We start from the raw sequence: 23,011 nt of genomic DNA, 5'->3' as shown, positions 1-23,011 counted from the left end.
TAAGTGGCAATACTCAGGTGCGCGCCGGGGCGTAGGTCACCTTCGGCAGGCGGCCCTTGAGGCCGTGCCGACCGCCCAGCGCCTCGATCCGCGCGGCGACATTGGCGGCGAGCAGGTTGCGCACCCGGCGGTTGACCTCGTTCAGCTGGCGCGCGGTCTCCGCGAGGCCGCGGGTCTCGCCGTCGAGCAGCTGCGGCTCGAGCGCGGCGAGGGTGTCGCACAGGCTCTCCTTGTCGCGCGCCGCGCCGACGAGGCCGTCGGCATCGAGCGCGGCAAGCGCTTGCCGCTCGCGTTCGAGCACGGCAATCATCTGCCGCAGACCGTCGGCCAGCGGAGCAGCCGGGGCGGGGGGAGCGGCGCGGCGCGCGGGGACGAGAATTTCGGGCACCGGATCAGTCCCGCTCGGGCAGCGACAGGCTGACCTGCGCGGCGATCATGGCATCGGCGATCTTGGTCGGCACCAGCGGGTAGGAGCCGTCGCGCAGGGCGTTCTTGATCGCCTGCACGCGCTCGGCATCGACCGGGGGCGCGGCGGCTTCAATGGGCGCGGAGACTTCGAGGCTGACGCCGGAGGCGGTGCCCGCCGGGGGCGCGGCGGGACGGGTGCGCGCTTCGATCTGCGCGCGCTCGCCGGCAGCGACGGCGCGCGCAGCGCCGACGGCAGGCAATTTGCTCAGTTCGACGGAAGACATGGGCTTGATCCTTGGTGTGCGGTTCCTGTGAGCGAGAACGGCGGGGGGCGGGGAGGTTTAAGGGGGGCGGGTTATCCGGCAGGAACCACGGCAAGGCCCGGACGCTCGATCCGCGCGCGCAGGGGCTGCGCCTTGCGGGCGGTGCGCACCTCGATCCAGTCTCCCACGGCGCCCGCCTCCATCGCCTCGCCCGGCTGCTGCACGGTGAAGCCGCGCCCGCGCACCATGATGGTGATCGCATCGCCGCGCTTGACCGCGGGGGCGGGGCGGGGCGTGGCGGCGGTGGAGCCTGTGGCCGGGCTGATCGCGACGAAGACCCGCCACGCCGTCGGCCCCGGGCACTCGACCGCGACCGCCGTGCGCGCCGGGGTGTGCCAGCTGACCGCCAGTGGCCCGCCGCAGGGGGCGAGCTGGAGACGCGGATCGCTCGCCATGCGCGCGCCGCCGGGGGTGCCGATGGCCGCTCCCGTGAAGGCCGCGACCGCGCGGTCGATGGCGGCGGGATCGGTGCTGGCGAGGCGGGTCTGGGCGGTGGCGGCAGCCTCACCCAGCAGCAGCAACGGGATCGAAATTGCGGCCAGCAGCCAGCACTTGCGCTTTTCCGGGGTGAACTCGGTGGGCATCATTTTCCTCAGAAGTAGGGGCGTGATCATGCCCTCCGGGCGCAGCAAGGGCCATGCCAAGCGCACACCTACGTAGTCTCCCGTGATGGAGGCGGACGGGCACTTAAGCATAAGCGGCTAACTTTGGTTTCCTCGTCCCGACCACTCAGCCTCGCGAACCGCCCGTCATGTCCCTGTCCTCCGGTTTCTCCCGTGCCGCCCGTGCCCGCGCCAAGGCCGCCACTCCGGCGCAGCCCGGGGCGTCGCGTGCCGCCGAGGCGCGCCGCGCGCTGCTCGAGAAGATCACCGAATTCTTCCTCCGCCACGATCTCGAGGTGAGCCCCGCCAACATGGCGACCGTGTGCGGCGCGCTGTCGGGATCGCAGCCCGAATTCGCCGCCGCGCTGGTGCGGCGCGAGGCGAGCGGCGAGCCGATCGACCAGCGCTGGCTCGACACACTGTCGCAGCTCGATCCCGACGGGCACAGCCATATCGCCGCGCTCGAGACCCTGTCCGAGAAGCTCGAATACACCCTCGAACGCTTCGCCGAGACCGCGCGCGATGCGCAGGCCGAAACCCACGATCACCGCGACGCGATCGGCGCGCAGGTCGACGCGCTGGGGACGCCTGCCGAGCTCACCCAGGTGATCGACCTGTCGCGCGCGATGCTGGCGCGGATCGAGGAGGTCGAGGCGGCAATGGCGCGCAGCGAGGTCGAGATCGACCGGCTGCGCGACAACCTCGCTCAGGCGCGCTCCGAGGCGGATGTCGACCATCTCACCCGCCTGCCCAACCGCCGCGCCTTCGAGCGGCGGCTGGCCACCGCCGCGATCGAGGCGCGCGCCGCGGGCACGCCGCTCACCGTCGCCTTCTGCGATGTCGACCACTTCAAGCAGGTCAACGACCGCCACGGCCATGCCGCGGGCGACCGCGTGCTGTGCGCGCTGGCGGCGAGCCTTGCCGCGATGGCGGGCGATGCCTGTTACACCGCGCGCCACGGCGGCGAGGAATTCGTGCTGCTGTTCGCCGGGATCGGCAAGGAGGCCGCCCGCGCGCGGCTCGATGCGATCCGCCGTGCGCTCGGGGCGCGGGTGCTGATGAACCGCGACACCGGCCAGCCTTTCGGCAAGATCACCTTCTCGGGCGGGGTCGCCGAAGTCTCCGACGACGCCGACACCCGCGGCGCGCTCGCCCGGGCGGACGCGGCGCTCTACCGCGCCAAGCAGCAGGGCCGCAACCGGATCGAACTGGGCTAGCGCCCCTCGCCGACTTCCTCGTCATAGGCGAGGCTGGCGTAGATTTCCGCTTCTTGTCCTGCCGTGATGATCGTGCGCACCCGCGCGCCCGCTGCGCGCGCCTCGGCGGCCAGCGTTCCCGCGCGGGCCCAGGCCTCGGCCTCGCCGCCCGGTGCATGAACCGCGAAGATCGTCAGCGTCGCGCGCGGATCGGGGCTCTGCGCCGCGAGCCATGCGCCAAGGCTCGGCCCGCCCGCGACGGGGCGGAACAGCGCCTGCGCGGCGGCAATCTCGGCCTCGGGGCGGGCGGATTCGCGCGCGCTCTTCTCCTGCACCGCGCGCGCGGCGAGCTGGCGACCGGCCTCGGCCTCGGCGGCGGGCAGGGCGGAGAGGGTGAGGAGGAACAGGATCAGCGCAAGGTCGGCGAGGATCAGCTGCCAGCCATGTCCGACCCGTCCTGCCCCCGCCTTGAGGGACGCAGGGCTGCGGATCATGCGACACCTCGCAGATGGGCGCGGCGTTCACGCGCGGCGGCTTCCGCACCGCCCGCCTGGGCGACGAACCAGTCGGCGAGCGCCTCGCGCGCGGCTCCCTCGGCCAGCCCCCGGCGCTCGATCGCGCTCGCCAGCGGGAAACAGACGAGGTGCGCGGTGAGCGCGCCGTAGAGCGAGGTCAGCACCGCGGTCGAGATCGCGCTCATGATCGTCAGCGTGGTCGCGACATTGGCATCGGGGGTGAGCTGGGTGAAGCCGTAGAGCGTGCCGATCAGCCCGAACACCGGGGCGAGCTCGCCCGCGCAGGTGAAGACCTGCACCGCGGCATGGCGGCGCTCCTCGGCGATCGCGCGGTCGGCGCGGCGGATCCCGGCGAGCGCATCGAGCGTGCCGTGGCGCAGAAAGGAGGCGACCAGCGCGGCCAGCGCCGGATCGGGCGGCAGCGACGGATCGGCGCGGCGCGGCCCGTCGCGCTGGATCGCGCCCGCCGCCTGCGCCAGCGCCTTGCGGTTGGGCTCGCCCGCAAAGCCGCCGCGCAGCAATCGCGCGCCCGCGCCCATCGCCTCGCGGCAATCGGCGAAGCCGCAGCGCGCGAGCGTCGCGATCACGGTTCCGGCGAGCACCACTCCCAGCGCGGCGGGATCGAACAGCGACGATAGCGTGGGCGGCATGGCGGATCCCTCCTCTTGGCAACACCTGCGCAGAACGGCGGCGCGCCTGGCCGATTAAGCGCCGGAAGGCTGCGGCAGGGGTTTGCCCTGAGGTGCGGCAGCAGGGCGGCAAAAGCCTGCCGCAGTCCGCGCGCCTCGGCTGCCCAGAGCCCCCTTGGCCGGGTTTGGCACGCTTCCTGCTGAACCGCTGGCGACCCGCGGGCCGTGCCCGCCCGCAGCAAGGAGGCTCAAACCCGTGAGCGAGCGACTTTTCGGTATCCACGGCGCCGCGCTGACCCTGCGCTCCGAGCGCATGGGGGTGATCGCGTCGAACATCGCCAATGCCGCCACCCCCGGCTACAAGGCGCGCGACATCGACTTCAACGCCGCGCTCGATGCCCGGCTGGCGAATGCGCGCAGGGTTGCGACCCTCGGTGGCGGCGAGACCCGCCTGCTCTACCGCAGCCCGACCATGCCTTCGATGGACGGCAACACGGTCGAGCTGAACCGCGAACAGGTCGCCTTCGCCGAGAACGCCGTGGCTTACTCTGCCACCCTCAGCTTCGTGCAGGGCCGGGTGAACACCATCACCCGCGCGCTGAAGGGCGAGTGAGGCCGATGCCCGATCGCTCCCCCATGACCCTGTTCAGCCTCACCACCCGCGCGATGAGCGCGCAGATGGTGCGGATGAATGCGGCGACCTCGAATCTCGCCAACGCCGGTTCGGTCTCCTCGACCGAGGAAGGCGCCTATCGCCCGATCCGCGCGGTGTTCGCGGTGGAACTCGACAAGGCCTCGGGCCTCGCTGGGGTCACCACCAGCGGCCTCGTGCGCGCCGATACCGCGCCGACAAAGCGCCACGATCCCTCGCACCCGCTCGCCGATGCCAATGGCGACGTGTTCGAAGCCCCCGTCGATGAGACCGCCGAGATGGTCGAGATCATGGACGCCTCGCGCCAGTACCAGAACCTCGTTCAGGCGCTCCAGACCGCCAAGCAGCTGATGCTCGAAACCCTGAGGAGCCAGTGATGACCACCACCACCACTTCCACCACGTCTGTCACCCCCGCCGCGCAGGCGACGCTCGACCGGCTGAACAAGCCCTCGACCCTCAAGGGCGGCGGGCTCGCCTCGCTCGACGGGGGGGACTTCATCAAGCTGCTGACCACCCAGCTGACCTTCCAGGACCCGCTCGAGCCGACCGACAACCAGGACATGCTGGCCCAGATGGCGCAGTTCTCCGCGCTCGCAGCCACCACCGAAAGCGGCGCGACGCTCGAGGACATCTCGGCCAAGCTCGACCGGCTGATCGCCGCCCAAGAGGCCGCCGCGCGGCCTGCCACCACCCCCGCCCCCTGACCCCTTCCCCTTAGCCAAAGGATCAAAGCCCCATGTCGTTCTTCACTTCGCTCTCCGGCCTCAAGAACGCCCAGACCGATCTGCAGGTCATCGCCCACAACATCGCCAACGCCGAGACGGTGGGCTTCAAGAAGAGCTCGGTGCAATTCGCCGATCTCGTCGCGACCGGCTCGGCCACCGACCCGCGCCGCAGCCCCGGCATCGGCGCGACCATCGCCGGGATCACGCAGGACTTCGTGCTCGGCCCGCTCGAACAGACCGGCCGCGCGCTCGATCTCGCGATCGACGGCGACGGGTTCTTCGCCCTGTCCAACCCCTTCTCGGGCGAGGTCAGCTACTCGCGCAACGGCAATTTCCGCCTGACCGCGGCGGGCGAGCTCGAGGATTCGTGGGGCAACCGCTTGCAGGCCTATCCGGTCGATGCCGCGGGCAATCCGACCTCGACCACGCCGGCCGATGTCAATGTGCCGATCACCAGCGGCACCGGCGCGAGCCTCGCCAACGTCACCATCAACGTGCGCGGGATCGTGATCGCGGCCTATTCGGACGGAACCACCGATCCCGTCGGGCAGGTCGCGCTGGCCACCTTCCCCGCCCCCAACGGTCTGCGCGCGGTCGGGCAGACCAAGTGGCAGGCGACCGGCGAAAGCGGCGCGGCGGTGTTCGGCAATCCGGGCATCGGCAGCTATGGCGAGATGATCGCCGGCGCGCTCGAACGCTCGAACGTCGATCTCGCCGACGAAATGGTCTCGCTGCTCACCGCGCAGCGCAATTTCCAGGCCAATGCGCGGGCGATCGATACCGCCACGCAGATCTCGCAGACCGTGCTGAACCTGCGTTCGTAATGGACCGGCTGATCTACACCGCCATGACCGCGATGAACGCGGCGATGGACCGGCAGCGGGTGACGGCGAACAACCTCGCCAACGCCTCGACGCCGGGCTTTCGTCAGGAGATCTTCGCGGTCACCCCCTCGGTGCTGCGCGACGGCTCGCTGGAGGCCCGCGCGCCCGCACGCGGCAATGTGCGCGGCGCGGATATGCGGATCGGGCGCGTGGTACCGACCGGCAATGCGCTCGACGTCGCGCTCGAGGGGCAGGCGCTGATCGCATTCCAGTCCCCCGACCGGCAGGGCGAGGTCTATTCGCGCCGCGGCGACCTGCGCGTCGGTGCGACGGGTGTGCTCGAGAACGGCGAGGGGCTCGCCGTGCTGGGCGAGACCGGCACGCCGATCACCGTCCCCCCGGGCTTCACCCTGAACATCGCGGCCGACGGCACGGTGCTCGCGGGCGATCCGGCGGCGGGCAATGCGCCGCCGGAGCCGATCGGCCGCATCCGGCTGGTCAACCCGCAAGGCAGCCCGCTCGCCAAGGGGATCGACAGTTACCTCAAGGTGCCCACCGCAGCGGGCGGCACCGGCGTGCTGCCCCCCGATCCCACCGCGCGCCTCACCCCCGGCGCGCTCGAAATGTCCAATGTCGAGACCGCCGACACGCTGGTGCAGATGATCGAGGCGCAGCGCGCCTTCGAACAGCGCGCCAAGATCATCGCCACCGCAGGCGAGCTCGACGAGAGCGGCAGCACCCTCATGGCGCTGCGCTGACCACCCCAACGGAGAACTGACCCATGCCCACTTCCGCCCTTCACGTCGCGCGCACCGGCCTCGAGGCGCAGGATGCGCGGATGCGCGTCATCGCCAACAACCTCGCCAATATCGGCACCACCGGCTTCAAGCGCGACCGCGTGGACTTCGCGACCCTCGCCTATCAGGAACAGCGCAGCGCCGGGCAGCCCTCGACCGGGCAGACCGCCTTTGCGGTCGGGCTCAATCTGGGGACGGGGGTGCAGATCCAGGGCACCACGCGGATCGGCACACAGGGGACGCTCAACCCCACCGGCAACAATCTCGACATCGCGCTGGACGGCGACGGGTTCTTCCAGGTCGAGCTGCCGGGTGGCGGCCAGCCGGGGTTCACCCGCGCGGGCAACTTCACCCTGTCGAACGACGGCACGCTGATCACGAGCCAGGGCTATGCCTTGCAGCCGCCGATCCAGATTCCGCCCGGCTCGCAATCGGTCACCATTGCGCCGGACGGCACGGTCAGCGCGATCACGCCCGGCAATGCCGAGGCGACGCTGATCGGCCAGCTTTCGGTCGCGAGCTTCATCAACCCGGCGGGCCTGCGCGCCATCGGCGACAACTTCCTCGTCGAGACCGCCGCGAGTGGCCCCGCCGAAGTCGGGTTCGCGGGCGAGAACGGGCGCGGGCAGATCCGGCAGGGGATGCTCGAACAGTCGAACGTCAATGTCGTCGAGGAGCTGGTCGAGATGATCGAGACCCAGCGCGCCTATGAAATCAACTCCAAGATGGTGAGCGCGGTCGACGAGATGCTGCGCAACGCCAACCAGACGCTGTGAGGCGCGCCATGAGGGGTCGTCACATGGTGCTGGCCGCACCATTCCTGCTCGCTGCCTGCGGCGGGCTGGGGGGCAAGGGGCCGCAAGCCGGATTCACCGCTCCTCCGCCGCCGGGTACACCGCTGACCGCTGCGTCGCAGGGCGACGGTGCGCCCGCCCCGCAACCGGCGAGCGCGGGGGCGATCTTCCAGAGCGCCAACGGCTATGCCGGCCTCGTCACCGGCACCCGCGCGCGCCAGCTGGGCGACATGGTGACGATCATCCTCACCGAAGCCACCGCCACCTCCAAGAGCACCACCGGCAAGACGCAGCGCGAAGGCAACCTCGGGATCACCCCGCCGACCAAGGGCCCGCTCGATTTCCTCGACCCCGAGGCCCTTAAAGCTGCGGCCGAAGCGTCGTTCACCGGCGGGGGCAATGCCGCGCAGCAGAGCCGCCTCAACGGTGCGGTCGCGGTGACCATCGCCGCGATCTACCCCAACGGGACCGCCGAGGTGGTCGGAGAAAAGCAGATGATGTTCAGCCAGGGTGACGAGTGGGTGCAATTCGCCGGCCGCATCCGGCTGGTCGATATCGACGGCGACAACCGCCTCGCCTCCTCGCAGGTCGCCAATGCCCGGATCATCTATTCGGGCAAGGGCGCCGTCCAGCAGGCGAGCCGCCCGGGCTGGCTGAGCCGTTTCTTCAACACGATCTCGCCGTTCTGAGAGGGCCGCAGCCATGAACCGCACCCGCATCCTCGCCCCGATCCTCTACCTGCTGATCGCGCTCGTCGCCGGACAGATCCCGCTGCCCGCCAAGGCCGAGCGCGTCCGCGATCTCGGCCAGTTCGAGGGGCTGCGCGCGAACCAGCTGACCGGCTACGGCATCGTCGTCGGCCTGCAAGGGACGGGCGACAACAACCTTGCCTACACCACCGAAGCGATGCGCGGGGTTTCGGGCCGACTCGGCCTGCCGCTGCCGCCGGGGGTGAGCCCGACCTTGCGCAACGCCGCCGCGGTGATCGTGACGGCAGAGCTGCCCGCCTTCGCCAAGCCGGGGCAGCGCATCGATATTACGGTGTCAACCCTCGGGCAGGCATCGTCCTTGCGCGGCGGGGCGCTGGTGCTGACCCCGCTCTACGGCGCGGACGGGCAGATCTATGCGATGGCGCAGGGCAATGTCGCGGTCGGCGGGCTGGGGGTTTCCGGTCGGGACGGCTCGCAGGTCAGCGTCAATGTCGCCACCGTGGGCCGGATCGCCGACGGGGCTACCGTCGAACGCGCGGTCGCCACCGGGTTCGACACCGCACCTGCCTTGAAGTTCAACCTCCACAAGGCCGATTTCCTCACCGCCGCGCGGGTGCGCGATGCGATCAATGCGCGCTATCCGGGGATCGCCTCGATCGCCGACGGCGTGTCGATCGCGCTCGCGCTGCCGCAGGGCAATGACGCACGTTCGGGGTTGATGGCCGAGATCGAGATGCTCGCCGTCACCCCCGCGCCGGTCGCCGCGAAGGTCATCGTCAACAGCCGTACTGGCACCGTGGTCATCAACGACGCGGTGCGCCTCGCGCCCGCTGCGGTCAGCCACGGCAAGCTGGTGATCCGCATCGACGAGAACCCCACCGTGGTCCAGCCCGCGCCCTTCAGCCAGGGCCAGACCGCGCAGGAGGAATCCTCCGACATCAGCGTCGAGGAACAGTCGAGCCGCGTCGCCTACATGCCCGCCGCCGCCTCGCTGAACGAGATCGTCGATGCGCTGAACCTGCTTGGCGTGGGCGCGGCGGACCTCGTGGTGATCCTCGAAAGCCTCAAGCAGGCCGGCAGCCTGCAGGCCGAAATGGTGGTGCTGTGATGATCGGACCCGTCAACTCCATGCGCCCCGCCGCGACCCTCACGCCCGAGCAGGCGGAACTCCGCAAGGCCGCCGAAGGCTTCGAGGCGATCATGGTGCGCAAGATGCTCGAAACCGCGCGCGCCGCCCGCCTCTCCGAGGAAACCCCGCTCACCGGCGGGGGCCTCAAGCAGTTCGAGGCGATGCGCGACGAGCACTTCGCCGACATCGCCGCCAAGGCGGGCGCCTTCGGGTTTGCCCGCAGTATCGAGGCGAGCCTCGCGCAATACCTCCCTGCCAAAGGTGACAGCTGATGCCGACCGCGATTTTCACCATTGCCCGCTCGGGGCTCACCGCGACCCGCCGCAGCCTCGAGCTGACGGCGCAGAACGTCGCGAACGCCGACAACCCCGACTATTCGCGCCGCATCCTGACCCAGGGCGAGCTGGTGATGACCGGCAATATCGGCAACAACGCGCAGGATTCACTCGGCGGGGTGAAGCCCGGGGTGATCGAGCGTGCGGAAAGCTCTCTCGTGCAGCGTCAGGCGCGCGATACCTCCTCGGCGCTGAAGGCGGCGGATGCGGAATTCTTCGCGATGAAGGAGGCCGAAAGCGCGCTCGAGACCTCGGGCGTCTATACCGGCCTCGTCGATTTCGAGGCGGCGCTGACCCGGCTCCAGAACAACCCGACCGAGCCCGCGCTGCGCCTCTCCGCATTGGAGGCCGGGCGCAAGATGGCGGGCAATTTCCGCATCGCCAACGGCACGCTCGCCAATGCGCGCGGGCTGGTGCAGGCCGAGGTCAGCGCCAAGACGCTGACCGTCAACGAACGCGCGGCGGAACTCGCCAAGATCAACGCCGATCTGGTCGGCTCGCGCGAGGGCACCGCGGGCCGCGCGGCGCTGCTCGATGCGCGCGACAAGGCGCTGCGCGGCCTCGCCGAGGAGTTCGGCATCAGCACCACGATCAATGCCAACGGCACCGCCGACGTGACGCTGAGCGGCACCCCCTCGGTCGCACTGGTGACAGGCGCGACCGCGCAGCCGCTGGCGACCACCTTCGCTGCCGACGGCACGGTGAGCTTCGCGGTCGGCGGCACGCCCTTCGTCCCCTCGGGCGGGGCGATGGCCGGGCGGGCCAATGCGCTCGCCCAGATGGCCGGGCTCCAGACCAGCCTCGATGGCCTCGCGGTCTCGGCGATCACCCTGTCGAACACCGCGCAGAGCAATGGCGTGGGGCTCGACGGCAATCCCGGCCCCGCCTTCTTCGCGGGCACGGGCGCAGGCAGCATCACCATGGTGCTCGCCAGCGCCGATGACCTCGCGACCGCCCCGGCAGGCGCGCCCGCCGGAAGCCGCGACACCGCCAACCTCGCCGCGCTGATCACCGCGCTGGGCGATACGAGCGGGCCGATCACCGGCACGGATTCGCTGCTGCTCTCCCTCTCCAGCCGCGTCTCGGCGCTCGAGACCCGCAAGGACGGGCTCGAGGTCGTCTCCGCCAGCGCCGAGGCCGAGCTGCTGCGCGAGACCGGGGTCGATCTCGATACCGAGGCGGCCAATCTCGTCCGGCTGCAACAGGCCTTCGAAGCGAACAGCCGCGTGATCCAGGTCGCCGCCGAGCTGTTCGATACGATTCTGGACCTCAGGTAAGGGAGCGCGCGCGTCATGTCTTCGATCACCAATTCCGCCGGTTCCTTCTTCAACCGCTCGCTGGCGCAGATGGCCGAGCTGCGCAGCGGGATCGAACGCACCCGCACCCAGATCGCCACGGGCCGCAAGATCGAGCGCGGCTCGCAGGACCCCGCGGTCGCCGCGCAGCTGCGCTCGGTCGCGCGGCGCGAGGCGTTGGCGCAGGTCGAGGGCGACAATGCCGCGCGGCTCGGGCAGGATCTCGGCGCGGCGGCGAACGAGGTGCAGGCGGTGACCGACCTGCTCCAGCGCGCGCGCGAACTGGCCGTGCAGGCCGCCAACGCGCCGCTCGGGGCCGACGGGCGCCAGGCGATCGCCTTCGAACTCGAGCAGCTGCGGGAAGAACTTTTCAGCCGCTCCAACGCGGTCTCGCTGACCGGCGAGCCGCTGTTCGCGGGCCAATCGACCGGCGCCGCCTTCACCCGCGATGCGGCGGGCGTGGTGACCTATGCCGGCACCCCCGACAGCGGCGCGGTGCCGGTCGCGCCGGGCACCGCGATCGAGCGCGGGCTGCCGGGCAGCGAGGTGTTCGAATTCGACCTCGGCGGCACGCCCACGAGCGCCTTCGCGGTGCTGGCGAGCCTCACCTCGGCGTTGCAGGGCGGCGCGCCCGATCCGGTTGCGGCGGCCAACGCCAGCATCGCCGGGATCGACGCCGCGCTCGATACCACCAACCGCGCCGTCACCATCCTCGGCACCCGCATGGCGTGGGTCGAGCAGGTCGAGGAGCAGCAGGCCGACCGCAAGGTCGCGCTCGCCGAGCGCCGCAGCCGGGTGGGCGATACCGACATCGCCGATGCCATCGCGCGTCTCCAGCAATCGCTGACCGCGCTCGAGGCGAGCCAGTCCGCCTTCGCCCGTGTCAGCTCGCTGACGCTGTTCGACGCGCTGCGTTAAGCCAAGGAGTCCAGGGTCGTGTTTGCTGCCATCGGCATTGTCGTTCTGCTCGTCATGGTGTTCGGCGGGTTCATGCTCGCCGGGGGCGCCATGGGCCCCGTGCTGAAGGCGCTTCCGCTTGAGTTCATGATGATCGGTGGCGCTGCGACCGGCGCGACGCTGATCGGCAACTCGATGCACGAGATCAAGCTGCTGGGTGCAGGCTTCGGGCGGGTGTTCAAGGGGCCCAAATACAACGATCAGGACCATATCGACGCGATCGCGCTCACTTCCAAGTTGATGAAGCTGCTGCGTTCCGAAGGCGCGGTGGCGCTCGAAAGCCATGTCACCGAGCCCGCCTCCTCCACCCTCTTCTCCGAATATCCGCGCCTGCAGGCCGATCCGGTGGTGACCGCGATGATCTGCGATCCGCTGACGCTGATGGTGGTGTCCTCGGGCACGCTCGATACCCATGCGGTCGAGGACATCATCGACAGTGCGATCAAGACCCAGATGCACGAGATGGACGAGCCGCAGCACATGATCCAGTCGCTTGCCGACGCGCTGCCCGCGCTCGGGATCGTCGCGGCGGTGCTCGGGATCATCAAGACGATGGGCGCGATCGACCAGCCCCCGGCGGTGCTGGGCAAGATGATCGGGAGCGCGCTGGTGGGGACGTTCCTCGGCGTGCTGCTCGCCTATGGCCTCGCCGGGCCGCTCGGCGCGCGGCTGAAGCAGATCAACGCGCACGACCAGCAGATCTTCCATTCGATCAAGCAGGTGATCATCGCGAGCCTCCACGGCTATCCGCAGCCGCTGGTGCTCGAAGCCGCACGCTCGGGCCTGCCCCCGGCGCACCGTCCGAAGCTTACCGACCTGCTCGATATGATGCGGGGTCGCTGAGATGGCCGAGGCGGCCCCCGCACCCATCATCGTCAAGAAGGTGACCATCGTTGAAGGCGGTCACCATGGCGGAGCGTGGAAGGTCGCCTATGCCGACTTCGTGACCGCGATGATGGCATTCTTCCTGCTGCTGTGGCTGCTTGGCGCCACCGAGGAGAAGCAGCGCAAGGGGATCGCCGACTACTTCACCCCCACACTGGTCAAGCTGCGCAAGGAAAGCGCCGGGTCGAACGGCCTGCTCGGCGGGGCGTCGCTGACCGATCCCGACAACTACCCCAACCGCCAGGGCCAGACCGGATCGCGCACACTCACCATCCCGCGCGATGCGACCGGCGGGCCGACCTCTTCCGGCAAGGGCAGCGATTCGGACGCGCGCAAGCTTCAGGAAATTCAGGAGAAGATCCAGAAGAAGCTGGCCGAGCGCCGCCAGACAAAACAGCTCGCGCGGCAGGTGCGGGTGATGCGCGCGCCCGAGGGTATCCGCATCGATCTGATGGACGACGCCGATTTCTCGATGTTCGAGCTCGGCACCACGATCCTCACCAAGCCCGCGCGCGAGCTGCTCCAGGTCATGTCCGAGACCTTGAAGGACGAGATGGCCCCGCTGATCGTGCGCGGCCACACCGATTCGCTGCCGTGGCGCGGCGGGGTGAAGACCAACAACTGGTCGCTCTCCGCCGGGCGCGCCGAGGCGACGCGTCAGGCGCTGGTGCTGGGCGGGGTGAGCCAGACCCGCTTCGCGCGGATCGAGGGCGTGGCCGATACCGAACCCCTGATCGGCGACAACCCCGCCGACCCGCGGAACCGCCGCATCTCGCTGCTGCTGCTCGAAGGGCGCGGCGCGGTCGCCCCCGGACCGGGCCCGGCGTCGCCGCCGGGCAAGGGCAGGAAATAACGGGGCCCTACGCCCCGCCGCGCTCGGCGATCAGCTTGTCGACCAGCTTGCGGGCATAGGGAACCGCGTGTTCGCTCAAGGCGTCGAAGAACATCGGGCCGTTGAGGTATTCCAGCGCATATTCCTCGGGCGGGTTCTTCGCGTCGTGGTAATCCGTCCAGACGCAGGCGACGATGCCCGCGCGGCTGCGCTGTTCCAGACCGGTCTTCGCGCAATAGCGGCGCAGCGCCGGCAGATCCTTCCACATGGCCAGCGCGCCTATATCCGCGAGCGTGTCCGCGGCCTGGGAGCAGGCCAGATTGACCGCGTCATCCTCCTCGTAGGTGACGGGCTTTTCTTCGCAAAGCACCGCGAAGGCGCGGGGGTCGCGCACCAGAAGATGCTGCACCACCCCGCCCATCGCCCTGCGGTACCCGGAGCAGGCCATGTCCATCGCGGTCATCGTCGGGACCTTGGGCGGGCCGGCCCAGCAGGCCTCGGCCACCCGGTCAGCCTCCAATTCGAGCATGCGATCGGCCTCGGCCCCGGCGAGATCGGACTGGCGATCGTCGCAGGCCAGCGCCAGCGCGGGGCTTCGGCTGGCTTCGGGCGTTTCGGCACAGCTCGCGTCGAGCGCGGCGGTGTTCAGGCCGAGTTCGAAGGCCTCTGCCGACATCGCCTCCCTGATCTGCGCGCGCCGGTCGCGGGCGGCGCAGCGTTCGGCCGCATGGGGGCCGCGATAGGCGGCGAATTCGGCGAGATTGCAGACGCGGCTGGCCATGCCGTCGCTCAGCAGATCGATGGCGTAGCGGTCATCGTCGCGCGCGCCCAGCGCCAGACTCATGGGATCATCGCCGAAAATCTGCGAAGCCTCGTCGGCCATGCCTGCAAGCGCATCTTCGCGCCCGCTCAGCGCGGCGGCGACTTCGAAGCGGCCCAGTTCGCGCGCCGCATTGGCGATCCGCTCGCGGGCCCATATCGCCTCTGCCTCGCTGGCAAAGACCGGTTCGACCAGCGACGGCCCATCGCGCAGCAGCCATTCGAACGCCGTCCGGCGTTGCTCCACCGTCTCGGCGCCCCAGCTGGCGTGCAGCAGCAACTCCCACCGCGCCTCGGCCGGAAGGTTCACCTGCGTCGCCAGCCAATAGGCCCGCAGGGTGCGGGTCTGGCCCTTGAGGGCCTGCCAATCCGCGCTCGCCAACAGGCCCGGCAGACGCTCGAGATCGGCAGGTCTGTAGGAGTAATAGGCGGGCGGCACCGCGCCATCGGGCGTCGCGGCGTAATCGGGCAGGATCAGCAGGCTGTTGCCGGGGCATTCGGGGATCACCTGATCGATCCATTCATCGCCGAGATGGCTGCCGTCCGGAAAGCCGTCGAGCGGAAAATGCGGATGGGTCACCGCCTGCCGGAACGTCTCCCCGCCGAGCGGGCAGGTGAAGCGGACTGTCTCGAGCTCCAGCTGCGCGATCTGCCGGTCGCTCAGCGTCTTTGCGCCCGCGTGGGGCGGGTCAAGGAGCAGGCCGATGCCGAGGCCGGCCGCGATGAGGACGGAGCGCATGGGGCAGCATATTCCGCCCGGGCGCAAAAGCCAATTGTGGGAGCACCGGCCGGTCTCCCACGAAAAAGCCCGGAGCCGTTTCCGGCTCCGGGCTCTCGGTCGCCGCCCCCAAGGGGACAGGGGGCGGCGCGCGGGGAGAGGACGCTTAGCGCAGCAGCGACAGCACGTTCTGCTGCGACTGGTTCGCCTGGGCGAGCATCGCGGTCGAGGCCTGGCCGAGGATCTGGGCCTTGGCGAGGGCGGTGGTTTCGACCGAGTAGTCGGTGTCCTGGATCCGCGAACGCGCGTCCGACAGGTTGGTCGAGACGTTGGTGAGGTTGTTCACCGCCGACTGGAGACGGTTCTGGCCGGCACCCAGCGTCGCACGGGCGCTGTTGATCGAGTCGAGTTCGGTGTCGACGGTGCCGATCAGCGTGTTGGCAGCGGTGGCGGTCGAGACGTCGTAGGAACCCGCAGCACCGCCGCTCGCCGCGAGGCTGGTGAGGTCGGCCATGGTCAGGGTGACGGTGTCGGCGCCGTTCGGGCCGGCCTGGATGTCGACGGTCGCGGTGCTGGCGTCGAACAGGACCACGCCGTTGAATTCGCTGTTGGTGATGACCTGGTCGATCTGGGCGGTCAGTTCGTCCACTTCGACCTGCATGTAGGCGCGGTCGGTGGCGTCTTCATAGGTGCCCGAAGCCGACTGCACGGCCAGCTCGCGGATGCGCTGGAGCATGTTGGTCACTTCGTTCAGCGCGCCTTCCGCCGTCTGGGCGAGGCTGATGCCGTCGTTGGCGTTGCGGATGCCCTGCTGCATGCCGCGGATCTGCGAGGTCATCGAGGTGGCGATGGCGAGGCCGGCGGCGTCGTCGGCGGCGCTGTTGATGCGCTTGCCGCTCGACAGGCGCTCCATCGCGGTGCCGAGCATCTTGCCCGCGGCGACGGCCGAGTTGGTGGCGCGCAGGGCCGAGGTGTTGGTGTTGATCACGTTCATTGTTCAAACTCCCGAATGGTCAGGCAGGACGAACAGGCCCGTCGCTGCTGGCCCTAAGAGCGGCCGCCGGCGGGGATGTTTAAGCGCAAAAATATTCTTTGAAAAAACAGTTGGATAATCCCGAGCTGTGCGGATGGCAGGGCAGCCGGGCTACGCGAGCCTAGGTGTTGGTCGCAGGCCTCCTAGGGGAAGCTACGGGGGCTTAAATTTGCCCCGTGTCCAGCCTGTATGCGGCAGAGCTTTGCCGAGCCCGGAACATGACCACTCCGGGGCAGACCACAGGGGAAGCAATGATTCGACCGGCAATTGCCTCGCGGGATAGCGCGGCCGCGCCAGCGGACGGCGAGAGCGCGCTGCACGACATCCTGATCGGCATGACCGTGCCGCTGATGGGCGGCAGCTGGCAGCGCGACCGGATCGTGCTGGGCGACGCAATGCCCCCGGCGATGGCGGCAGGGATAGCGCGCGGCGGCAAGGTTGCGATCAGCCTCGCCCATGCTTCCGCGCCCGTGCTCGCGATGGCGGGCGAGGGGCGCATCGCGCTCGCCTATGACCCTGCGCATATCAATGAAGCGCGCGCGGCGCTGATCGCGGCCTCGGCGCAAGGCGGCTGGCCGGTCGCGGGCGATCCGCAGTCGCTCGCGCTGCTGACGCTCGCCGAGCGGATCGCCGCCAGCAACATTCCCGTCCTGCTCGAAGGCCCGACCGGCACCGGCAAGGAGGTGCTCGCGCGCTTCGTCCACCGCCTCTCCGCTCGCGCGGGCGGGCCATTCGTCGCGGTCAATTGCGCCGCCATGCCCGAAGCCATGCTCGAGGCGCTGCTGTTCGGCCACCGCAAGGGCGCCTTCACCGGCGCGGCCGAGGCGGGCGAGGGCCTGTTCCGCGCGGCCGACGGCGGCACGCTGCTGCTCGACGAGGTGGGCGAGCTCCCGCTGGCGCTGCAATCGAAGATGCTGCGCGCGTTGCAGGAGGGCGAGGTGCTGCCGCTGGGTGCGACCAGGCCGCTCAAGGTCGATGTCCGCGTGGTCGCCGCGACCAACCGGCACCTCGCTGACGAGGTCGAGGCGGGGCGGTTCCGCGAGGACCTGCTCTACCGCCTCAACGTCTTCCCCCTCGCGCTGCCCGCGCTGCGCGACCGGCCGGGCGACATCGCCCCGCTCGCCTTCGCGATGCTGCTGCGCCATGCGCCCGCTCCCGGCCAGCCTGGTTGGCTGTCTGCCGAGGCGCTCGCCGCGCTCGAGGCCCATGCCTGGCCGGGCAATGTTCGCGAGCTCGAGAACGTCATCCGCCGCGCGATCCTGCTGGCGGGCAATGCGGCGGCGATCGCGGCCGAGCACATCGTGTTCGACACTGCGGTGCGCCCCGTGGCCGAAACCGTCGCCCCCGCGCTGACCCGCATCACCGCGCCGCGCTCGCTCTCCGACGTCGCCTTTGCCTCCGAGGCGCGCGCGATCCTCGACACCCTCGCCAGCCACGGCGGCAACCGCGCCGCGACCGCGCGCAGCCTCGGCATTTCGGAACGCACGCTGCGCTACCGCCTCGCCTCGATGCGCGGCGCGGGCCTGATCGCGGCGGGAGGTGCGGCATGAGCGCGCTCAGGGTCGGCTTCGGCGTCGAGGACGTCATGGCGCTGCGCAGCCAGGTGCTCGCCCGCAACGCCGCACTGCGCGAGGTGCGCGCCGCGAGCGAGCCGGGCAGCGCGCTGGCCGTGCCCGGCCGGGCCCCCGGCGCGGGCTTTGCCGACACGCTCCATAATGCCCTCAAAGAGGTCAGCGCGGTGCAGGCCCATTCGAGCGCCATGCAGGTCGCCTACGAGCGCGGCCAGGTGACCGATATCGCGCAGGTCATGCTCGCGCGGCAGGAAGCGGGCGTCGCCTTCGAAGCCACGCTGCAGGTGCGGAACAAGCTGCTCACCGCTTACCAAGACATCATGCGGATGGGGGGCTGATAGATGGCCGACACGCTTCCCGTCCCCGCCGATCCCGCAGGGCTGCCGCCCGCGCCGTCCGCCCCCGTCACCGGCTGGCGCACCATGCTGCCCTCCGGAATGCAGGGCTTCGTCAGCCAGCCCGCGCTCGCCCGCGCCTTGCCCGCGCTGGGTGCGCTCTGCGCGGTCGCCGCCGCCGCGACGCTATGGATGGCGATTTCCTCGGGCGCCGACCGCGTGCTCTACACCAGCCTCACCGACGCCGAGCGCGCCAAGGTGGTCGAGACGCTCGAGGGCGGCGGCATCGCCTACTCCATCGACAACGCCACCGGCGCGATCCGGGTCTCGGAGAACGACGTCTACCGCGCCAAGATGCTGGTCGCGAGCAATGCCGGGATCGCCGCGCCCGAGGGGGCCGAGGCGATGCTCGACGCGATGCCGCTGGGCACCTCGCGCACCCTCGAAGGCGAGCGCCTGCGCCTCGCGCGCGAACGCGAGCTGATGCTGACGATCCGCGAAATCGACGGGATCGAGAGCGTGCGCGTCCACTTGGCCACCCCCGAACGCTCGGTCTTCGTGCGCGAGAACAATGCCCCCAGCGCCTCGGTGATGGTGCGGCTGGTGAACGGGCGCAGCCTCAGCCCCGAACAGGTCGGCGCGATCGTCAATCTCGTCGCCGCGAGTGTGCCGGGGATGAGCCCCGATGCCGTGCGCGTGGTCGACCAGAACGGGCGGCTGCTCTCCGATCCCAAGTCGCAACAGGGCGAAGGCCTCGATCTCCAGCGCGAGCACGAGGCCAAGCTGCGCGAACAGCTCGATGCGCTGCTGCTCCCCCTGCTGGGCGAGGGCAATTTCAGCGCGCAGGTGCAGGTCGAGCTCGAGAAGACCGAGGTCACCACCGCGCGCGAGACCTATGAAAAGGAAGGCGTGGTGCGCACCGAAAGCGCGCGCAACGCGCAGAGCACCGGGGGGACGCCCCCCGGCGGCGTGCCCGGCGTGCCCGCCAACACCCCGCCCCCGCAGGCGCAGCTGGTCAACGGGCCGCCGCAGCCGACCGCGCCCGGGCAGCCTTCGACCAGCACCGAAACCGCGACCGACCGCGCCTATGAGCTGGGCCGCGAGGTTGCCGTCACCACTGCCGGGCCGGGCGCGCTGAAGAAGCTCTCGGTCGCGGTGGCGGTGAGCGACAAGGCGCTCAAGGCCGCCGCCCCGCTCAACCGCCAGCAATTGCAGGCGCTGGTGAGCGCGGCGGTGGGTGCGAACACCCAGCGCGGTGACACGGTGCAGGTCGTCGCCAGCAAGTTCGAGCCCGCCGACCTCGCCCCGCCTGCCTTCTACGAAGAGCCGTGGTTCGCGATGCTGGTGCGCTATGGCAGCGCGCTGATCGCGGTGCTGCTGGTGCTGCTGCTCGCGGTCAAGCCGCTGATCGGCAAGCTGCGCGGCGGCAAGGGCGCCAAGGGCAAGGGCGCCGACGCGGCGGCCACCGAGGACGGCGGCGAACCCGCGGCGCTGGCCGCAGGCGGCGCGGCGACGGCGGCGCAGGGTGACAACCCGCTCGGCGAGGCCGACAGCGGCGTGCCGCTCGCCGATCTGCCGCAGCAGGTCGAACTCGCACGGCGGCTCGCGGCGCAGCAGCCCGAGCGCGCGGTCGAGGCGCTCCAGCGGATGCTCGAAGCCCCCGATCCGCGCAGCGATCAGGCGGAGGCGGCCTGATGCCCGAGGAAGATTTCTCGACCGGCCTGCCCTCCGGCCCCCCGCCCGCGCTCCTCAGCCGCGTCGACCGCGCCGCGGTGTTCCTGATGCTGCTCGGCGACGAGGAGGCGACCGGGCTGCTCTCGCGCCTCTCACCTGCCGAACTCGAAAAGCTCGGCGCGGCGATGATGGCGCTGGGCGAGATAGAACAGCCGCACATGGCAGAAGCCCTCGCCGATTTCGCGGGCGAGGCGGCGCGCGAGATGCTGCCGATGCGCGGCCGGGGCGACCGCGTGCGCACCCTGCTCGACAAGGCGCTCGGCCCCGCGCGCGCGGACAGCATGATGCAGCGCATCGAGCCCGATGCCGCGCCGCGCTCGCTGGAACTGGCGAAATGGCTCGCGCCCGGCGTGCTGGTGCGCCTGATCCTCGACGAACACCCCCAGGTGATCGCCGCGCTGCTCCTTCTGATCGAGCCCGAGCCCGCCGCCGAGGTGCTGGCGATGCTCCCGCTCGAACTCCAGACGCTGGTGGTCGAGCGCGTCGCCAAGAGCGGTGCGATTTCGGCGACCGCGATCTCCACCATCGACACGCTGCTGACCCAGCGCATCTCCGCGACCTATGGCACCGCCGCGCTGATGCTGGGCGGCCCGCGCGATGCGGCGAACCTCATCAACCTTGCTGCGGGCGAGCTGCGCAATACCGTGCTGCCCGCCATCGCCGAGCGCGACGCGCCGCTGGCGGAGCGGATCGAGGAGGAGCTGTTCACCTTCGAGATGCTCTTCGCGCTCGATCCCATGTCGATGGGCCGGCTCCTTCGGGATGTCGACAACGAGAAGCTGGTCGACGCGCTCAAGGGCCTCAAGGAACCCGACCGCGCGCCCTTCTTCGCCGCCATGTCGAGCCGCGCCGCGGACGGCGTGCGCGACGAGATCGAACTGCGCGGGCGTCTCGCCAAGAGCGAGGTTGCCGCGGCGCAGAAGGCGATCGTCGAGATCGCGCGGGGCCTTGCCGATGCGGGCGAGATCGTGATCGGAAGCGGCAATGGCGAATTCGTCTGATTGGGTCGGCGCACTGGCCGCCGCGCCCGATCCCGACACGGTCGACGAGGCCGAACCCGGCTGGCTGGCGCAGCTGGGCGAGGGCGCGGGCTTCCGCGAGGCACCCTTGTTCGGCGCGCCCGAGGAGCCCGCTCCGCCGCCCCCGCCTCCGGTGGCAGAAGAGGCCGAACCCGATCCCCATGCCGAAGCGCTCGCGCGTGCCCATGCCGATGGCGTGGCCGCAGGCCGCGCCGCCGCCGAAGCCGAAGGCGAGGCGCGTGCGGCAAGGCAGCGGGCCCTGCGCCTCAACTTCCGCGCGCTCGACGAGGCGGCGCTGGAGGTGCTCGCCGATGATCTCGCCGCGACCGTCCTCCACCTGTGCGACGGCGTGATCGGGGAGGCCGCGCGCGACCCCGATGCCTTGCGCGAACGCTGCATCGTCGCCGCGCGGCGGATCGGCGGCGCGGCCGAAAGCCTGGTGCTGCACCTCCACCCCGACGACATTGCCCTGCTGGGCGAGGAGGCGCTCGCCGCGATGCGGCTCGCGCCTGACCCCGCGCTCGAACCAGGCAGCGTCGTGATCGAAGGCGCGGAAGGCACGATCAGCGACGGCCCCGCCGAATGGCGCCGCGCGATTGCAGCGGCGCTGCGCCTGTGATCGCCGAACTCCAGCTCGACCTTGCCCGGATGCGCGCCGCGCCCGTGAGCGCCGGCCCGGTGCTGACGGGCCGCGTGGTGACCTGCGACGGCGGGTTGATCGAGGTCGCGGGGCTGCCGCTGCCGGTCGGCTCATTGGGGCTGATCGAGAACGATGCGGGGGCCGAGTGCCTCGCCGAGGTGATCGGGTTTCGCTCAGGCCATTCGCTGATGATGCTGCTGGGCGATGCCATGCTGCTGCGCCCGCAGGCGCGGGTGCGGGCGTTGGGACAGCCCGGCGAGGTGCGCGTGGGCGATGCGCTGCTGGGACGCGCAGTCGATGCGCTGGGCGCGCCGATCGACGGCGGCCCGCGGCTCGATCTGCCGCAGGTCTGGCCGCTGGGCGGGCGGCGCGAGGGGGCCTTGGAGCGCGCGAGCGTGGAGCACCCCTTCGATTGCGGGGTGCGCGCGATCAATGCGCTTGCCGCGATGGGCGTCGGCCAGAGGCTCGGGATCATGGCGGGCTCGGGCGTCGGCAAGTCGGTGCTGGTCGACACCATCGCAGGCCACGCGGTCGCCGATGTCACCGTGGTCGCGCTGATCGGCGAGCGCGCGCGCGAGGTCTCGGACTTCGTGAACCGGCATATGGCCGGGCATCGTCGCGGGGGGATTGTCGTCGTGGCCGTCCCCGCCGACCATGCCCCCAACCTCCGCCTGCGCGCTGCGCAATATGCCTGCGCGATCGGCGAATATTTCCGGAGCCAAGGCAAGCGCGTGCTGCTGATCCTCGACAGCCTCACCCGCGTCGCCCACGCCGCGCGCGAATTGGCGCTGGTGCTGGGCGAGCCGGGCGCGGCGCGGGGCTATCCGCCCTCCGCACTCGCCGCGATCACGCGGCTGGTGGAGCGCGCGGGCAACTCGGCGCGCACGGGCGGGGCGGTGACCGGGATCTACACGGTGCTCGCCGACGGGGACGACACCAACGATCCCGTGGTCGACACCGCGCGCGCGATCCTCGACGGGCATATCGTGCTCTCGCGCGAGCTGGCGGCGCGCGGGCATTATCCCGCGATCGACATTCCCGCCTCGCTGAGCCGGGTGATGGACGATGTCGTGAGCGGGCCCGTCGCCGCCGCTGCGCGGCGTCTCCGGGGGTTGATTGCGGCGCGTGAAAGCGGGCGCGATCTGGTGATGATGGGCGCCTACCGTGCCGGGGGCGACCCGCTGCTCGACGAGGCGCTGGCGCTCAGCGGCCCGATCGACGCTTTTCTTACCCAACCGCGCGGTGAGGCGGTGGCGCTGGCGGCGAGCCAGCAGGCGCTGCTCGCGCTGATGCATGCGTGAAGCCCGCCGCCTCGCGCTGCTGCGCCGCCAGAGCCTGATCGCCGAGGTGGCGAGGAAGCAGGCCCTGCGCGCGTTGGCCGAGGCATTGGAGGCCGAGGCACGGGGGCAGGCGCTCGCCGCGCGGAGCCTCCGGCTGGTCGCAGCGAGCGCGGCGCGCGAGGGGGCGACCACCGGCGCGGCGCTCGCCCAGCGCGCGGCCTTCACCGCGGGGCTCGCGCAGCTTGCCGCCAA

The 23,011-nt window shown here is 70.7% G+C and carries 28 protein-coding genes; 21 read left to right on the top strand and 7 right to left on the bottom strand.

The features are described from left to right. Window positions 1-13: 13 nt before the first annotated feature. The 3 genes from PFX90_RS08925 to PFX90_RS08915 form a co-directional block, all read right to left on the bottom strand. Window positions 14-388: a flagellar protein FlgN gene (locus PFX90_RS08925; RefSeq protein ID WP_336426490.1), complete on the bottom strand. Its 375-nt coding sequence runs from the start codon at window positions 386-388 to the stop codon at window positions 14-16. A 4-nt stretch (window positions 389-392) separates the two neighbouring features. Further along, window positions 393-692 carry a flagellar biosynthesis anti-sigma factor FlgM gene (gene flgM, locus PFX90_RS08920; RefSeq protein ID WP_285712084.1) on the bottom strand — a complete coding sequence of 100 codons (300 nt, stop codon included), beginning with the start codon at window positions 690-692 and terminating at the stop codon, window positions 393-395. A 71-nt stretch (window positions 693-763) separates the two neighbouring features. Next, entirely contained in the window at window positions 764-1,318 is a 555-nt protein-coding gene (locus PFX90_RS08915; RefSeq protein WP_285712083.1) for a flagella basal body P-ring formation protein FlgA, read from the bottom strand. Window positions 1,319-1,482: 164 nt separating this feature from the next. Here PFX90_RS08915 and PFX90_RS08910 point away from each other — a divergent pair, with 164 nt between their 5' ends. Beyond that, window positions 1,483-2,550 carry a GGDEF domain-containing protein gene (locus tag PFX90_RS08910; RefSeq protein ID WP_285712082.1) on the top strand — a complete coding sequence of 356 codons (1,068 nt, stop codon included), beginning with the start codon at window positions 1,483-1,485 and terminating at the stop codon, window positions 2,548-2,550. Here PFX90_RS08910 and PFX90_RS08905 read toward each other — a convergent pair. Together PFX90_RS08905 and PFX90_RS08900 are read right to left on the bottom strand one after the other, a co-directional pair. Beyond that, on the bottom strand, window positions 2,547-3,023 hold the full coding sequence (locus PFX90_RS08905) for a hypothetical protein (protein WP_285712081.1): 477 nt from the start codon (window positions 3,021-3,023) through the stop codon (window positions 2,547-2,549). The genes PFX90_RS08910 and PFX90_RS08905 overlap by 4 nt on opposite strands. Further along, window positions 3,020-3,694, bottom strand: a complete 675-nt coding sequence (locus tag PFX90_RS08900) for a MotA/TolQ/ExbB proton channel family protein (protein ID WP_285712080.1) — start codon at window positions 3,692-3,694, stop codon at window positions 3,020-3,022. The genes PFX90_RS08905 and PFX90_RS08900 overlap by 4 nt, the downstream gene beginning before the upstream one ends. 235 nt (window positions 3,695-3,929) lie before the next feature. On the opposite strand from PFX90_RS08900, the gene flgB reads away from it, so the two are divergent. Genes flgB through PFX90_RS08835 form a run of 13 tightly spaced genes read left to right on the top strand, consistent with a single transcriptional unit; the run spans window position 3,930 to window position 13,631 of the window. Further along, window positions 3,930-4,286: a flagellar basal body rod protein FlgB gene (flgB, locus tag PFX90_RS08895; protein ID WP_285712079.1), complete on the top strand. Its 357-nt coding sequence runs from the start codon at window positions 3,930-3,932 to the stop codon at window positions 4,284-4,286. A gap of 23 nt (window positions 4,287-4,309) precedes the next feature. Beyond that, window positions 4,310-4,702 (top strand): flagellar basal body rod protein FlgC, encoded by a 393-nt coding sequence (flgC, locus tag PFX90_RS08890; protein WP_285712078.1) that lies wholly within the window; start codon window positions 4,310-4,312, stop codon window positions 4,700-4,702. Continuing rightward, window positions 4,702-5,031: a flagellar hook capping FlgD N-terminal domain-containing protein gene (locus PFX90_RS08885; protein ID WP_285712077.1), complete on the top strand. Its 330-nt coding sequence runs from the start codon at window positions 4,702-4,704 to the stop codon at window positions 5,029-5,031. The genes flgC and PFX90_RS08885 overlap by 1 nt, the downstream gene beginning before the upstream one ends. 32 nt (window positions 5,032-5,063) lie before the next feature. After that, window positions 5,064-5,876, top strand: a complete 813-nt coding sequence (locus PFX90_RS08880; RefSeq protein WP_285712076.1) for a flagellar hook-basal body complex protein — start codon at window positions 5,064-5,066, stop codon at window positions 5,874-5,876. Continuing rightward, entirely contained in the window at window positions 5,876-6,634 is a 759-nt protein-coding gene (locus PFX90_RS08875) for a flagellar basal body rod protein FlgF (protein WP_285712075.1), read from the top strand. Before PFX90_RS08880 ends, PFX90_RS08875 begins: the two co-directional genes overlap by 1 nt. A 23-nt stretch (window positions 6,635-6,657) precedes the next feature. Next, window positions 6,658-7,449, top strand: a complete 792-nt coding sequence (gene flgG / locus PFX90_RS08870; RefSeq protein ID WP_285712074.1) for a flagellar basal-body rod protein FlgG — start codon at window positions 6,658-6,660, stop codon at window positions 7,447-7,449. Between the two features lie 8 nt (window positions 7,450-7,457). Next, on the top strand, window positions 7,458-8,156 hold the full coding sequence (locus tag PFX90_RS08865) for a flagellar basal body L-ring protein FlgH (protein WP_285712073.1): 699 nt from the start codon (window positions 7,458-7,460) through the stop codon (window positions 8,154-8,156). 13 nt (window positions 8,157-8,169) lie between these two features. Beyond that, the gene (locus tag PFX90_RS08860; protein ID WP_285712072.1) at window positions 8,170-9,285 is read left to right on the top strand and encodes a flagellar basal body P-ring protein FlgI; all 1,116 of its coding nucleotides are present in this window, start codon (window positions 8,170-8,172) and stop codon (window positions 9,283-9,285) included. Next, a complete protein-coding gene (locus PFX90_RS08855) occupies window positions 9,285-9,578 on the top strand; it encodes a flagellar biosynthesis protein FlgJ (protein WP_285712071.1) in 294 nt (97 codons plus the stop codon). Before PFX90_RS08860 ends, PFX90_RS08855 begins: the two co-directional genes overlap by 1 nt. Continuing rightward, on the top strand, window positions 9,578-10,918 hold the full coding sequence (gene flgK, locus PFX90_RS08850; RefSeq protein ID WP_285712070.1) for a flagellar hook-associated protein FlgK: 1,341 nt from the start codon (window positions 9,578-9,580) through the stop codon (window positions 10,916-10,918). Before PFX90_RS08855 ends, flgK begins: the two co-directional genes overlap by 1 nt. Window positions 10,919-10,933: 15 nt before the next feature. Beyond that, window positions 10,934-11,854 (top strand): flagellin N-terminal helical domain-containing protein, encoded by a 921-nt coding sequence (locus PFX90_RS08845; RefSeq protein ID WP_285712069.1) that lies wholly within the window; start codon window positions 10,934-10,936, stop codon window positions 11,852-11,854. Window positions 11,855-11,872: 18 nt separating this feature from the next. Then, window positions 11,873-12,736, top strand: coding sequence for a flagellar motor stator protein MotA (gene motA / locus PFX90_RS08840; RefSeq protein ID WP_285712068.1), 864 nt, complete (start codon window positions 11,873-11,875; stop codon window positions 12,734-12,736). Between the two features lies 1 nt (window position 12,737). After that, entirely contained in the window at window positions 12,738-13,631 is an 894-nt protein-coding gene (locus tag PFX90_RS08835) for a flagellar motor protein MotB (protein ID WP_285712067.1), read from the top strand. 7 nt (window positions 13,632-13,638) lie between these two features. Here PFX90_RS08835 and PFX90_RS08830 read toward each other — a convergent pair whose 3' ends face one another. Both PFX90_RS08830 and PFX90_RS08825 read right to left on the bottom strand, forming a co-directional pair. Further along, window positions 13,639-15,168: a hypothetical protein gene (locus PFX90_RS08830; protein WP_285712066.1), complete on the bottom strand. Its 1,530-nt coding sequence runs from the start codon at window positions 15,166-15,168 to the stop codon at window positions 13,639-13,641. 145 nt (window positions 15,169-15,313) lie between these two features. Beyond that, the gene (locus PFX90_RS08825; protein WP_285712065.1) at window positions 15,314-16,141 is read right to left on the bottom strand and encodes a flagellin N-terminal helical domain-containing protein; all 828 of its coding nucleotides are present in this window, start codon (window positions 16,139-16,141) and stop codon (window positions 15,314-15,316) included. A 290-nt stretch (window positions 16,142-16,431) separates the two neighbouring features. Between PFX90_RS08825 and PFX90_RS08820 the strand changes: the two genes are divergently transcribed. From PFX90_RS08820 to PFX90_RS08790, 7 genes are all read left to right on the top strand, one after another. Continuing rightward, window positions 16,432-17,730 carry a sigma-54 interaction domain-containing protein gene (locus PFX90_RS08820; RefSeq protein WP_285712064.1) on the top strand — a complete coding sequence of 433 codons (1,299 nt, stop codon included), beginning with the start codon at window positions 16,432-16,434 and terminating at the stop codon, window positions 17,728-17,730. Beyond that, window positions 17,727-18,089: a flagellar hook-basal body complex protein FliE gene (gene fliE / locus PFX90_RS08815; protein WP_285712063.1), complete on the top strand. Its 363-nt coding sequence runs from the start codon at window positions 17,727-17,729 to the stop codon at window positions 18,087-18,089. Before PFX90_RS08820 ends, fliE begins: the two co-directional genes overlap by 4 nt. 3 nt (window positions 18,090-18,092) lie before the next feature. Next, window positions 18,093-19,781, top strand: coding sequence for a flagellar basal-body MS-ring/collar protein FliF (gene fliF / locus PFX90_RS08810; RefSeq protein ID WP_285712062.1), 1,689 nt, complete (start codon window positions 18,093-18,095; stop codon window positions 19,779-19,781). Continuing rightward, window positions 19,781-20,821 carry a flagellar motor switch protein FliG gene (gene fliG, locus PFX90_RS08805; protein ID WP_285712061.1) on the top strand — a complete coding sequence of 347 codons (1,041 nt, stop codon included), beginning with the start codon at window positions 19,781-19,783 and terminating at the stop codon, window positions 20,819-20,821. The genes fliF and fliG overlap by 1 nt, the downstream gene beginning before the upstream one ends. Continuing rightward, entirely contained in the window at window positions 20,805-21,458 is a 654-nt protein-coding gene (locus PFX90_RS08800) for a FliH/SctL family protein (RefSeq protein ID WP_285712060.1), read from the top strand. Before fliG ends, PFX90_RS08800 begins: the two co-directional genes overlap by 17 nt. After that, the gene (locus PFX90_RS08795; protein WP_419180094.1) at window positions 21,422-22,780 is read left to right on the top strand and encodes a FliI/YscN family ATPase; all 1,359 of its coding nucleotides are present in this window, start codon (window positions 21,422-21,424) and stop codon (window positions 22,778-22,780) included. The genes PFX90_RS08800 and PFX90_RS08795 overlap by 37 nt, the downstream gene beginning before the upstream one ends. Then, window positions 22,773-23,011, top strand: a 239-nt coding sequence (locus tag PFX90_RS08790) for a hypothetical protein (protein ID WP_285712059.1), incomplete at its 3' end; no start/stop codon positions are given. The genes PFX90_RS08795 and PFX90_RS08790, both read left to right, overlap by 8 nt.

The organism is Erythrobacter oryzae (genome assembly GCF_030271515.1).
GTDB lineage: Bacteria > Pseudomonadota > Alphaproteobacteria > Sphingomonadales > Sphingomonadaceae > Erythrobacter > Erythrobacter oryzae.
The sequence above is the reverse complement of the archived record's forward strand: the minus strand, read 5'-3'. Positions and strand labels throughout refer to the sequence as shown.